Source organism: Streptomyces murinus, from assembly GCF_002154555.1.
GTDB lineage: Bacteria > Actinomycetota > Actinomycetes > Streptomycetales > Streptomycetaceae > Streptomyces > Streptomyces murinus.
Genome location: NZ_MUNF01000093.1, coordinates 1 through 12,689, shown reverse-complemented (window position 1 = coordinate 12,689; position 12,689 = coordinate 1). Strand labels below are relative to the sequence as shown.

Below are 12,689 nucleotides of genomic sequence, written 5' to 3'. Positions count from 1 at the left end.
GGATACGCAAGGCGCGCGGAGTCGTCACGATTGTCATGGCTCCGCGCGCCTTGCGTATCCTCGCTACGTGCTTCTCTCAGACAAGGACATCCGGGCCGAGATCGACGCCGGGCGGGTACGGATCGATCCCTTTGACGAATCCATGGTTCAGCCGTCGAGCGTCGATGTTCGGCTGGACCGCTACTTCCGGGTGTTCGAGAACCACCGGTACCCGCACATCGACCCCTCCGTCGAGCAGACCGATCTGACGCGGCTGGTGGAGCCGGACGGCGACGAGCCGTTCATCCTGCACCCCGGTGAGTTCGTGCTCGCGTCGACGTACGAGGTCATCTCGCTGCCCGACGACCTCGCCTCGCGCCTCGAGGGCAAGAGCTCGCTGGGCCGGCTCGGTCTGGTCACCCACTCCACCGCCGGGTTCATCGACCCGGGCTTCAGCGGTCACGTCACCCTTGAGCTGTCGAACCTCGCCACCCTGCCCATCAAGCTCTGGCCGGGGATGAAGATCGGCCAGCTGTGCCTGTTCCGGCTGTCCTCGCCCGCGGAGTTCCCGTACGGCAGTGAGCGCTACGGCTCGCGGTACCAGGGCCAGCGCGGGCCGACCGCCTCGCGGTCCTATGTCAATTTCCATCGGACCCAGGTGTGAGGGCATCCAGAACATGAGTGACGTGCGGGAGAACCTGACCTACGACGCGTTCGGCGGCGCCATCCGCGAGCTGGCCCAGACCATCGCGGACGACGGGTACGAGCCGGACATCGTGCTCAGCATCGCCCGGGGCGGTGTGTTCGTGGCCGGCGGGCTCGCCTACGCCCTCGACTGCAAGAACATCCACCTGGTGAACGTCGAGTTCTACACCGGCGTGGGCACGACCCTCGAAATGCCGGTCATGCTCGCACCCGTCCCGAACGTGATCGACTTCTCCGACAAGAAGGTCCTGATCACCGACGACGTCGCCGACACCGGCAAGACGCTCAAGCTGGTCCGCGACTTCTGCCTCGACACCGTCGCCGAGGTGCGCTCCGCGGTGGTCTACGAGAAGTCCCACTCCCTCGTGAAGTGCGAGTACGTCTGGAAGCGCACCGACGACTGGATCAACTTCCCGTGGAGCGTGCAGCCGCCCGTCGTGAAGCGGGACGACCAGGTGCTCGACGCCTGAGGAACACGGACACGTCGGACATGTGAGAGGGCCCCGGTGGCGTGCCACCGGGGCCCTCTCACATGCCGAACCAGGAACTAGAACGTGCCCAGCTTCACGATCGACAGCAGCGCGATCAGCTGGATCGCCGACGCGCCCAGCGCCTTCGGCCACGGCAGGTCGTGGGAGCGGGACACCATCATGGTGAGCAGCGCGCCCGCGGCGAGCCAGGTGGCCCAGCCGAGTATCTGGACGAAGCCCGCGTCACCGCCGAAGAACATGGCGAAGACCAGGCGGGGCGCGTCCGTGAGGGCCGTGATCAGCATGGACAGACCCACCGTCGGCTGCCAGGCGCCGTCGCCGCCGAGCTGGCGGGCCAGGGTGTGGGTGACCACGCCGAGGATGAACAGGCCGAGCACCATCACGACCGCGGTGATCAGCACGATCGGCACCGCGTTGGACAGCGTGGCGCCGATGGCCTCCTTGCGGGCGTCGTCGAAGCCGAAGACGGCGAGCAGGCCGTAGAGGAAGGTCACGATCAGGGCCGGGCCCCACATCGTGTAGTCCCGCATGCGCAGGAACGTCGGGTCGGGGGAGAGGACGATCCCCCGCAGCAGCTCCTTCCAGTGCAGCGGCGGGCCCACCGGCGGGGCGGGCGCGGCGGCGGAGCCGGCCTGGTAGGTCGAGCCCTGGGTGTAGCCGGCGGCCTCGTCGATCGAGAAGGCCTGGGTGTGGCCCGGGGTGTTCGCCGCGTACGGGTCCGGCGTGCCGCCCCCGTAGCCGTCGTCGAAGTACTCCGGGCCGTCGTCCGCCGGGCCCTGGTGCCCGTAGGGGCGACCCTGCCGGGGGTACGACTGCTGCCCGTACGACTGCGGTGCGTGCGGCGGCTGCCCGTACGACTGCTGCCCGTACGAGGGCTGCGGCGGCTGCGGCGACGGGTAGCCGTACGACGGCCGTCCCGCGCCCTGTCCGGGCGCCTGGGGCCCCTGCTGCCCGTACGACGACGGGCCGCGTCGCCCGCCCGACGGGCCGGAGCGGCCGTACGACGGTCCCTGCTGCGCCTGCTGTCCCTGGGGGGTGCGGTCGTCCCGGCCCCCGCGTCCGATCCTGAATCCAGCCACGTCATCGAACGTACCTGGTCCCGGAGGGTGACGTGCCGGGCCCGGCGGTCCGGGCCCGGCATTGCGGCCGACCTGTGACATCCCCTAAGGGGTCGTCAGCCGTTTCACCAGGGATGGTTCCGGGTTTGAACTGTCCCGGCCCGGTGAAGCGCGGCTCGGTCCGCTGAAGCGCGGCTCAGTCCGCGAAGACGGAGCCGAACTGCGGCACCCCGGTCGTGGACACCCCGGCCGAGGCGGGCGACACCGCGCGGGAGCCGATCGCGGTGATCTTCCTGCCGTCGGAGGGCAGATAGGTGACCGCGCCGTCGCCGCCGTTCTCGTACGAGCCCACCATCAGGTCGGCCTTGCCGTCGCCGGTGACGTCGTCCAGCTTGACGTCGGTGCCGAACAGGTCGTTCTTCTCGTCCTGGCCGGGCACGTTCGTGGTGCTCTGGGCGAAGGACTGGGCGCCGGAGGCGGTGTTCACGCCGGACGCGGAGCCGTACAGGACGGTGACCATGCCGGTGTTCGTGACCCCGTCGAGGTCCTCTTCCGGGGCGCTGATCACGAGGTCCTGGTAGCCGTCGCCGTTGACGTCGCCGATGGCGGTGATGATGCCGGGCTTGAGGGCCTTGGCGGCGGAGGCGTTCAGGCCGGTGGCGGCGCCGGGCAGCCAGTAGTTGGTGTTCCAGCCGTGGCTGGTCCTCGTCTCGTAGCCGTCGACCACGAGGTCGGTACGGCCGTCGCCGTTGACATCGCCCGCGGTCAGGTTCAGCGGCCCGTGGGCGCCGCCGGCGGTGCCCGACCGGATCGGCGCCTTGACGGTCGTACGGCTGCCGGGCTTGCCGGCGGTGGTGAAGCCGCCCCGGTAGAGGTAGAGGGTGCTGTTGCTGCTGCCCACGGCCAGGTCGGCCTTGCCGTCGCCGTCGAAGTCGCCGGCGGCCAGGGTCTCGCCCCAGTAGTCGTGGGAGGCGGGGGCCGGGTCGGCGACGTTGACGCCCTTGCCGGTCAGGCCGCTCTTGGAGCCCCACAGGATGGCGACGGCGCCGCCGTCGGTGTCGCTGTCGACCTTCTCGTCGGGGGTGCCGACGGCGAGGTCGTCGTAGCCGTCGCCGTTGAAGTCGGCGTACGCCAGGTCGCCGCCGAACTCGTCGCCGGCCTCGGCGCCGCCGGGGACGCCGGCGGTGTTCTGGGTGAGCAGGGTGTGCCCGGCGGCGGACACGCCGGTCTTCGAGCCGTACATGACGACGACCGCGCCGGCGTTCTTGTGGCCGCTGACGTAGGCGGTGGCGGCGGAGGTGGCGAGGTCGCCGATGCCGTCGCCGTTGAAGTCGGCCTTGGCGACCCGGGTGGAGTCGGCGGCCGTGGCGGGGGCGGCGGCGAAGGTGAGCAGACCGCCCGTCAGCGCGGCCGCGGTGGCCGTCGCGAGGGCGAGTCTTCGGTGCAGGTGCATGCGTTCTCCTGCGGCGTGCGGAGGATGCCGGGCGGGCATCCGCAGTCGGTTGGGTGCGGACCGGCCGGGCCCGTCCGGGGTTCGTCGTGCGTTGTCCCCGGGTTTACCGGCGGGTCGGCGATCAAGAGACGCGCGGTGCCGGGCAAGGGTTGTACGGGAGTTCGCCGGGTGCCGTTAAGTGTGTGATGTCCGTGGCGAGTTACCGGGTGCCCCTGCGGCGGGAGCGGGGCGGGTGGCGCAGGATGGACCCATGAGCGTAGTGAAGATCAATGTGCTGACCGTGCCCGCCGAGCAGCGGGAGGTCCTGGAGAAGCGGTTCGCCTCGCGGGCGCACGCGGTGGAGAACTCCGACGGCTTCGAGTGGTTCGAGCTGCTGCGCCCGGTCGAGGGCACCGACCAGTACCTCGTCTACACCCGCTGGCGTGACGAGGCGTCCTTCCAGGCGTGGATGGAGGGCCCGATGAAGGCCGCCCACCAGGGCGGCGCCACCGAGGGCGACCGCCCCAAGCCGGCCGCCTCCGGCTCCACCCTGTGGTCCTTCGACGTGGTCCAGCAGGCGGCCCCGAAGAACGCGTGACGCCCGGCGCCGGGCCTCGGCGGCGTGAGCGAGGCCCGGCGCCGTGCCCTTTCGCCGCGGCCTCACCCCCGGCGCGTGGCTGCTCGTGGCGTTCTCACGTGAGCGGATGGGCCGGGCTGGGCATACGCCTCGGTCCGGCCGCACAGGGCCGACCGCGTACGGCGGCTGTGCCCACGGTGGGGGTTCCCTCTGGCGGCCGACCCGCTCGGTGGGCCGGGTGCGCGCCTGGACGCCCCGGTGCATCGGTGACGAGAACACGGGCGCGCCCGGGTGGAGTCCCCGCCTCGGCCTCATGCCTGCGGCTCGCGCACCGGCCCGCGATCCCTTTCCGGCCGCCCGCCGCTTCTGGTCTTCTGTCCCGACCATCGGTCGGCTTCCGATCCGCGTCCGTTTCCGGCCTCCGGCTCGCTCTCAATCCTCTGCCGGCTCCTGGTCGCCCCGCCCTGGCCGTAGGTTTGCGGCCCGATGCCCGCCAAGTGCGCACGGCGGCTGCGCGGAGGCACCCCCGCCCCCGAACACGACAACGCCCCCTGCCTGTGCGAAGCAGGGGGCGTCGTCGGGTTTCAGGGGGCCTCGGGGGCCGTCACTTGACCGGCTCGGGCTCCGGGGTGGTCTCGGACTCGGACTCGCCCGCCGGGTCCACCGGGGTCCGCACCGAGTCCAGCAGCAGCTGGGCGACGTCGACGACCTGGATGGATTCCTTGGCCTTGCCGTCGTTCTTCTTGCCGTTGACCGAGTCGGTCAGCATGACGAGGCAGAAGGGGCAGGCCGTGGAGACGATGTCCGGGTTGAGGGAGAGGGCCTCGTCCACGCGCTCGTTGTTGATGCGCTTGCCGATGCGCTCCTCCATCCACATCCGCGCGCCGCCCGCGCCGCAGCAGAAGCCCCGCTCCTTGTGGCGGTGCATCTCCTCGTTGCGCAGCCCCGGGACCTTGCCGATGATCTCGCGCGGGGGCGTGTAGATCTTGTTGTGGCGGCCCAGGTAGCACGGGTCGTGGTAGGTGATGATGCCCTCGACCGGCGTGACCGGGATCAGCTTGCCCTCGTCCACCAGGTGCTGGAGCAGCTGGGTGTGGTGGATGACCTCGTAGTCGCCGCCGAGCTGCGGGTACTCGTTGCCGAGCGTGTTGAGGCAGTGCGGGCAGGTGGCGACGATCTTCTTCGCCGACTTCGGCTTCCTGGACTCCTCGGTGGCCTTGCCGTCGTCGTCCAGCTCCTCGCCGAACGCCGTGTTCAGGGCCATCACGTTCTCCATGCCGAGCTCCTGGAACAGAGGCTCGTTGCCCAGCCGGCGGGCGGAGTCACCGGTGCACTTCTCGTCGCCGCCCATGATCGCGAACTTGACGCCCGCGATGTGGAGGAGTTCGGCGAAGGCCTTCGTGGTCTTCTTGGCGCGGTCTTCCAGCGCGCCCGCGCAGCCGACCCAGTAGAGGTACTCGACCTCGGTGAGGTCCTCGATGTCCTTGCCGACGACCGGGACCTCGAAGTCGACCTCCTTGGTCCACTCCAAGCGCTGCTTCTTGGCCAGCCCCCAGGGGTTGCCCTTCTTCTCCAGGTTCTTGAGCATCGTGCCCGCCTCGGAGGGGAAGGCCGACTCGATCATGACCTGGTAGCGGCGCATGTCCACGATGTGGTCGACGTGCTCGATGTCCACCGGGCACTGCTCGACACAGGCGCCGCAGGTGGTGCAGGACCACAGCACGTCCGGGTCGATGACGCCGTTCTCCTCGGCGGTGCCGATCAGCGGGCGCTCGGCCTCGGCCAGGGCCGCGGCCGGCACCCCGGCCAGCTGCTCCTCGGACGCCTTCTCCTCGCCCTCCACCGTCTTGCCGCCACCGGCCAGCAGGTACGGCGCCTTGGCGTGCGCGTTGTCCCGCAGCGACATGATCAGCAGCTTCGGGGACAGCGGCTTGCCGGTGTTCCAGGCGGGGCACTGCGACTGGCAGCGGCCGCACTCGGTGCAGGTGGAGAAGTCCAGCAGGCCCTTCCAGGAGAACTGCTCGACCTGGGAGACGCCGAAGACGTCGTCCTCGCCGGGGTCGGTGAAGTCGATCGCCTTGCCGCCCGAGGTCATCGGCAGCAGCGCGCCGAGCGAGGTACCGCCGTCGGCGTTGCGCTTGAACCAGATGTTCGGGAAGGCGAGGAAGCGGTGCCAGGCCACGCCCATGTCGGTCTTCAGGGCGACCGTGATCATCCAGATGAAGGAGGTCGCGATCTTCAGGGCGGCGAAGAAGTAGGTGAGGTTCTGGAGCGTGCCGACGCTCATGCCCTTGAACCAGGCGACGACCGGATACGAGATGAAGAACGACGCCTCGTAGCCGTCGACGTGGTGCTGGGCGCCCTCCAGGGCGTGCAGCGTGAAGATGCAGACGCCGACGATCAGGATGACGGCCTCGACGAAGTACGCCTGGCCGAAGTTCGAGCCGGCGAAGCGGGACTTGCGGCCCGGCTTGTCCGGCTTGCTCAGCTGGCGGATCGCGATCAGCACCAGGATGCCGATCGTGGTCATGGTGCCGAGGAACTCGACGAAGACGTTGTACGGCGCCCAGTCGCCGATGATCGGCAGGATCCAGTCCGCCTTGAAGAGCTGGCCGATCGCGTTGACGATCGTCAGCAGCAGCGAGAAGAAGCCCACCGCCACGAACCAGTGCGCCACGCCGACGATGCCCCAGCGGTTCATCCGGGTGTGGCCGAGGAACTCCTTGGCCACCGTGACGGTGCGCTGTGTGGGGTCATTGGTCCTGGTCCCGGCCGGCACGGGCTGGCCGAGACGCATGAAGTTGAAGATCTGGAGGAGGGCGCGGCCGAACAGTGCCACGCCGACCACGATCAGGACCAGCGACACGATGATCGCGGCGAGTTGCATGGGGGCTCCTGAGGGCGGCCTCGAATTGACCGAGCGGACATTACTAAGCGGTAACTTATGCAGTTCTCTGAGACTACCCCTATCTTCCGTCGCGCCGCAGGGGAGCGCGGGGTGATATGGGTCGCTGAACGGCCGCCCATGGTGACGTGCTGATCACCTCAAGGGCAATCTGATCGTGTTATTCATCCCGAATTGCTACTTTCACCCCTACCTTAGAGCTGTGCTCTACGGGATCGCTGCGGCCTCCGCCGCCCTGCTGCTCACCGCCGTCCTCGCGGCACTGCTCCGGCTGCCCGCCCTGCGGGCGGGGGTCGTGGACCGGCGCCGAAGCCGTCCGCTGCCCCTGCTCGGCGGCCTCGCCGTCGTCACCGTCACCTCGCTGGTCGCCTGGACGGGTGAATGGACCCGGGTCGCCCCGCTGGGTGACGGGGTCGGCGGGCTGCTCCTGGCCGCCGTGGCGGTCGGACTGCTCGGCCTGGTCGCCGACGTCTGGCGGCTGCGCGGCCGGGTGATCGCCGCCGGTACGGCGGTCGCGGCGGCCTGCGTGGTGCCCTACGACGAGACGGGGGTGGCCGGGGGCGCGCTCGCCGTGGCCGGGATCGTCCTCGTCACGCTCGTCTTCCGGGGGCTCGACCACGCGGACGGTCTTGCCGGGACCGTGGGCGTGGTCACCGCCTTCGGGGCCGGAGTCTGCGCCGCCATCGAGGTGATGGACGGGCTCGCCGTCCTGCTCAGCGTGTTCGCCGCCGCCCTCACCGGCTTCCTGATGCACAACTGGCATCCCGCCCGCGTCGGACTCGGCGCCTGCGGCTCGCTGTTCACCGGGTTCCTGTTGTCCTCCGGGGTCGTCTTCACCCGCGCGGGGTACGCGATCGGACCGAGCGCGGCCGTGCTCTTCTGCCTCGGCGCCGTCGCCCTCGCGGACGCCGCCCTGGTGGTTCTCGTACGGCTGCTCGGGCGCCGGCCGCCGCTGCGGCGTGGCCCGGACCACCTGGTGCACCGGCTGCGGCGGTTCGGGCTCACCCAGCCGGGGGCCGTGGTGGTGCTCGGGGTGTGCGCCTTCGCCGCGGTGTTCGCGGGAGTGCTCGTGCATGCCGGATGGGCGGGGGAGGAACCCGTGCTCTGGGTGGCCGGAGGAGCGGCCGTCCTGGTGCTCGTACTCCTGCGGGCGCCTGTTCGGATTCCGGTCCAGCGGCCTCGCCGTATGGCATCGACGCAGGTCAGCGAGCGGTTGCGTGTAAGGAACGGATAAGACTTGAGTCTGGATGACTCAGGTCTGTTGACCCCAGCGGCCCGCTCGTGCACACTTGAGTCCGTTGCACTCAAGTCAGCTGGAGGAATCAACCATGGCACGTGCGGTCGGCATCGACCTGGGCACGACTAACTCCGTCGTCAGCGTTCTGGAGGGCGGCGAGCCCACCGTCATCACCAACGCCGAGGGTGCCAGGACCACGCCGTCCGTCGTCGCCTTCGCGAAGAACGGTGAGGTGCTGGTCGGCGAGGTCGCCAAGCGCCAGGCGGTCACGAACGTGGACCGGACCATCCGCTCCGTGAAGCGCCACATGGGCACGGACTGGAAGATCGAGCTCGACGGGAAGCAGTTCAACCCGCAGCAGATGAGCGCCTTCATCCTGCAGAAGCTCAAGCGGGACGCCGAGGCGTACCTGGGCGAGAAGGTGACCGACGCGGTCATCACCGTCCCGGCGTACTTCAACGACTCCGAGCGTCAGGCGACGAAGGAGGCCGGCGAGATCGCGGGCCTGAACGTCCTGCGCATCGTCAACGAGCCGACGGCCGCCGCGCTGGCCTACGGCCTCGACAAGGACGACCAGACGATCCTCGTCTTCGACCTCGGTGGCGGCACCTTCGACGTGTCCCTGCTGGAGATCGGCGACGGCGTCGTCGAGGTGAAGGCCACCAACGGTGACAACCACCTCGGTGGTGACGACTGGGACCAGCGCGTCGTCGACTACCTGGTCAAGCAGTTCCAGTCCGGTCACGGCGTGGACCTGTCCAAGGACAAGATGGCCCTCCAGCGCCTGCGTGAGGCCGCCGAGAAGGCCAAGATCGAGCTGTCCTCGTCCACCGAGACCTCGATCAACCTGCCCTACATCACGGCGTCCGCCGAGGGCCCGCTGCACCTGGACGAGAAGCTCACCCGCGCCCAGTTCCAGCAGCTGACGGCCGACCTGCTGGAGCGCTGCAAGACGCCGTTCCACAACGTCATCAAGGACGCCGGCATCTCCATCAACGAGATCGACCACGTCGTCCTCGTCGGTGGCTCCACCCGTATGCCCGCCGTGGCCGAGCTCGTCAAGGAGCTGACCGGCGGCAAGGAGGCCAACAAGGGCGTCAACCCGGACGAGGTCGTCGCCATCGGCGCCTCGCTCCAGGCCGGTGTCCTCAAGGGCGAGGTCAAGGACGTCCTGCTGCTCGACGTCACCCCGCTGTCCCTCGGTATCGAGACCAAGGGCGGCATCATGACCAAGCTGATCGAGCGCAACACCACGATCCCGACGAAGCGCTCCGAGATCTTCACCACGGCCGAGGACAACCAGCCGTCCGTGCAGATCCAGGTCTACCAGGGCGAGCGCGAGATCGCGGCGTACAACAAGAAGCTCGGCATGTTCGAGCTGACCGGTCTGCCGCCGGCGCCCCGCGGCGTCCCGCAGATCGAGGTCTCCTTCGACATCGACGCCAACGGCATCATGCACGTCACGGCGAAGGACCTCGGCACCGGCAAGGAGCAGAAGATGACCGTCACCGGCGGCTCCTCGCTGCCGAAGGACGAGGTCGACCGCATGCGCGAGGAGGCCGAGCGCTACGCGGAGGAGGACCACAAGCGCCGCGAGGCCGCCGAGACCCGCAACCAGGGCGAGCAGCTCGTCTACCAGACCGAGAAGTTCCTCAAGGACAACGAGGACAAGGTCCCGGGCGAGGTCAAGACCGAGGTGGAGTCCGCCATCGCCGAGCTGAAGGAGAAGCTCAAGGGCGAGGACACCGCCGAGATCCGCACCGCCACCGAGAAGGTCGCGGCCGTCTCGCAGAAGCTCGGCCAGGCGATGTACGCCGACGCCCAGGGCGCGCAGGCCGCGGGTGCCGGTGACGCCGGTGCCGGCCAGGCCAAGGCCGACGACGACGTCGTGGACGCCGAGATCGTGGACGACGAGCGCAAGGACGGTGCCGCGTGACGGAGGAGACCCCGGGCTTCGAGGAGAAGCCCGACGTCCCCTCCGGCGCCACCCCTGACGACGCCGAGTCGAAGGCCGCCCCCAAGGAGGGGGCGGCCCCGGCCGGGGACGCGAACGCAGACGCCGGTCTGGTCGCCCAGCTGGACCAGGTACGCACCGCGCTGAACGAGCGCACCGCGGACCTCCAGCGGCTCCAGGCCGAGTACCAGAACTACCGCCGCCGGGTCGAGCGGGACCGGGTCACGGTCAAGGAGATCGCCGTCGCGAACCTCCTGACCGAGCTGCTGCCCGTGCTCGACGACATCGGCCGCGCACGGGAACACGGCGAACTGGTCGGCGGCTTCAAGTCGGTGGCCGAGTCGACGGAGGCCACCGCGGCCAAGCTGGGCCTCCAGCAGTTCGGCAAGGAGGGCGAGCCCTTCGACCCGACCATCCACGAGGCCCTGATGCACAGCTACGCGCCGGACGTCACCGAGACGACCTGCGTGGCGATCCTTCAGCCCGGGTATCGCATCGGCGAGCGCACCATCCGCCCCGCGCGGGTGGCCGTGGCCGAGCCGCAGCCGGGCGCGCAGGCCGGGAAGCCGGAGAAGGCGGGCAAGGCCGAGGGCGCCGAGGAGAAGTCCGAGGCGGCCGACGACAAGGAGAACGGTGGCCCGGAGGAGGGCTGACGTAATCACAGCGGACGGGAAGGAGGGACGTCGGGAATGAGCACCAAGGACTTCATCGAGAAGGACTTCTACAAGGTCCTCGGCGTCCCCAAGGACGCCACCGAGGCCGAGATCAAGAAGGCGTACCGGAAGCTCGCGCGCGAGTTCCACCCGGACGCCAACAAGGGCAACGCCAAGGCCGAGGAGCGCTTCAAGGAGATCTCCGAGGCGAACGACATCCTCGGCGACCCCAAGAAGCGCAAGGAGTACGACGAGGCGCGCGCCCTGTTCGGCAACGGCGGCTTCGGCCCCGGTCCGGGCGCCGGCGGCGGCAACTTCAACTTCGACCTGGGCGACCTCTTCGGAGGCGGCGGCACCGCCCAGAGCGGCGGCTTCGGCGGCGGGCTCGGCGATGTCTTCGGGGGCCTGTTCAACCGGGGCGGGGCGGGCGGGGCGACCCGTACGCAGCCGCGCCGCGGCCAGGACGTGGACACCGAGGTCACCCTCAGCTTCACCGAGGCGATCGAGGGGGCCACGGTGCCGCTGCGGATGACCTCCCAGCAGCCCTGCAAGGCCTGTTCCGGCACCGGCGACAAGAACGGCACGCCCCGGGTGTGCCCGACCTGCGTCGGCACCGGCCAGATCGCCCGGGGTTCGGGCGGCGGCTTCTCGCTGACCGACCCCTGCCCCGACTGCAAGGGCCGCGGTCTGATCGCCGAGAACCCCTGCCCGGACTGCAAGGGCAGCGGACGCGCCAAGTCCTCGCGCACCATGCAGGTCCGCATCCCGGCGGGTGTCACCGACGGGCAGCGGATCCGGCTGCGCGGCAAGGGCGCCCCCGGTGAGCGGGGCGGTCCGGCCGGCGATCTGTATGTGACCGTGCACGTGGGCGAGCACCCGGTGTTCGGCCGCAAGGGCGACAACCTGACGGTGACCGTCCCGGTCACCTTCGCGGAGGCCGCGCTCGGCGGCGAGGTGCGGGTGCCGACCCTCGGCGGCCCGCCGGTCACCCTGAAGCTGCCCCCGGGCACTCCGAACGGCAGGACCATGCGGGCCCGCGGCAAGGGCGCGGTCCGCAAGGACGGCACCCGCGGCGACCTCCTGGTCACCGTCGAGGTGAGTGTCCCGGAGGACCTGTCGGGGAAGGCTCGTGACGCACTGGAGGCGTATCGCGAGGCGACCGCGGGCGAGGACCCGCGGGCGGAGCTGTTCGAGGCCGCGAAGGGAGCTTGAGCGTGATGGAAGGCCGCCGGCGCAATCCGTACGAACTGACCGAGGAGTCCCCGGTCTACGTCATCTCGGTGGCGGCCCAGCTCTCCGGACTCCACCCGCAGACGCTGCGCCAGTACGACCGCCTGGGCCTGGTCTCCCCGGACCGCACCGCGGGCCGGGGCCGGCGCTACTCGGCCCGTGACATCGAACTGCTCCGCCAGGTGCAGCAGTTGTCGCAGGACGAGGGCATCAACCTGGCCGGCATCAAGCGCATCATCGAACTGGAGAACCAGGTCGCCGCGCTCCAGTCCCGTGTCGCGGAGCTGGAGTCGGCCCTGGACGGAGCGGCGGCCACCATGCGCCAGCGCGAGGCCGCCGTGCACGCCTCCTACCGGCGGGACCTGGTCCCGTATCAGGAGGTCCAGCAGACCAGCGCGCTGGTCGTGTGGCGGCCCAAGCGGTCCCCGCAGCAGGGCGACTGAGCAGTCGCGGTACCACGCGCGGCGA

At 70.0% G+C, this 12,689-nt stretch carries 11 protein-coding genes; 8 read left to right on the top strand and 3 right to left on the bottom strand.

What is annotated here, in order from left to right; genetic code table 11:
* Positions 1-67 precede the first annotated feature (67 nt).
* Both dcd and CCN72_RS07405 read left to right on the top strand, forming a co-directional pair.
* The gene (dcd, locus tag CCN72_RS07410) at positions 68-643 is read left to right on the top strand and encodes a dCTP deaminase (protein WP_085565772.1); all 576 of its coding nucleotides are present in this window, start codon (positions 68-70) and stop codon (positions 641-643) included.
* 13 nt (positions 644-656) lie between these two features.
* Positions 657-1,154 carry a phosphoribosyltransferase gene (locus CCN72_RS07405; RefSeq protein ID WP_037658369.1) on the top strand — a complete coding sequence of 166 codons (498 nt, stop codon included), beginning with the start codon at positions 657-659 and terminating at the stop codon, positions 1,152-1,154.
* A 77-nt stretch (positions 1,155-1,231) separates the two neighbouring features.
* On the opposite strand, the gene CCN72_RS07400 is transcribed toward CCN72_RS07405, so the two are convergent.
* Both CCN72_RS07400 and CCN72_RS07395 read right to left on the bottom strand, forming a co-directional pair.
* A complete protein-coding gene (locus CCN72_RS07400; protein WP_172427586.1) occupies positions 1,232-2,335 on the bottom strand; it encodes a Yip1 family protein in 1,104 nt (367 codons plus the stop codon).
* A gap of 94 nt (positions 2,336-2,429) precedes the next feature.
* Positions 2,430-3,686, bottom strand: coding sequence for a VCBS repeat-containing protein (locus CCN72_RS07395; RefSeq protein ID WP_086806821.1), 1,257 nt, complete (start codon positions 3,684-3,686; stop codon positions 2,430-2,432).
* 250 nt (positions 3,687-3,936) lie between these two features.
* On the opposite strand from CCN72_RS07395, the gene CCN72_RS07390 reads away from it, so the two are divergent.
* A complete protein-coding gene (locus tag CCN72_RS07390; protein ID WP_085565774.1) occupies positions 3,937-4,263 on the top strand; it encodes an antibiotic biosynthesis monooxygenase family protein in 327 nt (108 codons plus the stop codon).
* Positions 4,264-4,846: 583 nt separating this feature from the next.
* On the opposite strand, the gene CCN72_RS07385 is transcribed toward CCN72_RS07390, so the two are convergent.
* Positions 4,847-7,129, bottom strand: coding sequence for a (Fe-S)-binding protein (locus CCN72_RS07385; protein ID WP_086806820.1), 2,283 nt, complete (start codon positions 7,127-7,129; stop codon positions 4,847-4,849).
* Between the two features lie 220 nt (positions 7,130-7,349).
* Between CCN72_RS07385 and CCN72_RS07380 the strand changes: the two genes are divergently transcribed.
* From CCN72_RS07380 to CCN72_RS07360, 5 genes are all read left to right on the top strand, one after another.
* The gene (locus tag CCN72_RS07380) at positions 7,350-8,381 is read left to right on the top strand and encodes an MraY family glycosyltransferase (RefSeq protein ID WP_085565776.1); all 1,032 of its coding nucleotides are present in this window, start codon (positions 7,350-7,352) and stop codon (positions 8,379-8,381) included.
* A 94-nt stretch (positions 8,382-8,475) separates the two neighbouring features.
* Positions 8,476-10,320 (top strand): molecular chaperone DnaK, encoded by a 1,845-nt coding sequence (gene dnaK, locus CCN72_RS07375; RefSeq protein WP_086806819.1) that lies wholly within the window; start codon positions 8,476-8,478, stop codon positions 10,318-10,320.
* Positions 10,317-10,991, top strand: a complete 675-nt coding sequence (gene grpE / locus CCN72_RS07370; RefSeq protein WP_085565778.1) for a nucleotide exchange factor GrpE — start codon at positions 10,317-10,319, stop codon at positions 10,989-10,991. The genes dnaK and grpE overlap by 4 nt, the downstream gene beginning before the upstream one ends.
* A gap of 36 nt (positions 10,992-11,027) precedes the next feature.
* Positions 11,028-12,203 carry a molecular chaperone DnaJ gene (dnaJ, locus tag CCN72_RS07365; RefSeq protein WP_085565779.1) on the top strand — a complete coding sequence of 392 codons (1,176 nt, stop codon included), beginning with the start codon at positions 11,028-11,030 and terminating at the stop codon, positions 12,201-12,203.
* A gap of 5 nt (positions 12,204-12,208) precedes the next feature.
* Entirely contained in the window at positions 12,209-12,664 is a 456-nt protein-coding gene (locus CCN72_RS07360) for a heat shock protein transcriptional repressor HspR (protein ID WP_037658517.1), read from the top strand.
* Positions 12,665-12,689 lie beyond the last annotated feature (25 nt).

Bases quoted from the DNA above. Each gene is read 5' to 3' on its own strand.
- CCN72_RS07405 (WP_037658369.1), top strand. From the start codon at position 657: ATGAGTGACGTGCGGGAGAACCTGACCTACGACGCGTTCGGCGGCGCC.
- CCN72_RS07400 (WP_172427586.1), bottom strand. From the start codon at position 2,335: ATGTCACAGGTCGGCCGCAATGCCGGGCCCGGACCGCCGGGCCCGGCA.
- CCN72_RS07395 (WP_086806821.1), bottom strand. From the start codon at position 3,686: ATGCACCTGCACCGAAGACTCGCCCTCGCGACGGCCACCGCGGCCGCG.
- CCN72_RS07390 (WP_085565774.1), top strand. From the start codon at position 3,937: ATGAGCGTAGTGAAGATCAATGTGCTGACCGTGCCCGCCGAGCAGCGG.
- CCN72_RS07385 (WP_086806820.1), bottom strand. From the start codon at position 7,129: ATGCAACTCGCCGCGATCATCGTGTCGCTGGTCCTGATCGTGGTCGGC.
- dnaK (WP_086806819.1), top strand. From the start codon at position 8,476: ATGGCACGTGCGGTCGGCATCGACCTGGGCACGACTAACTCCGTCGTC.
- dnaJ (WP_085565779.1), top strand. From the start codon at position 11,028: ATGAGCACCAAGGACTTCATCGAGAAGGACTTCTACAAGGTCCTCGGC.
- CCN72_RS07360 (WP_037658517.1), top strand. From the start codon at position 12,209: ATGGAAGGCCGCCGGCGCAATCCGTACGAACTGACCGAGGAGTCCCCG.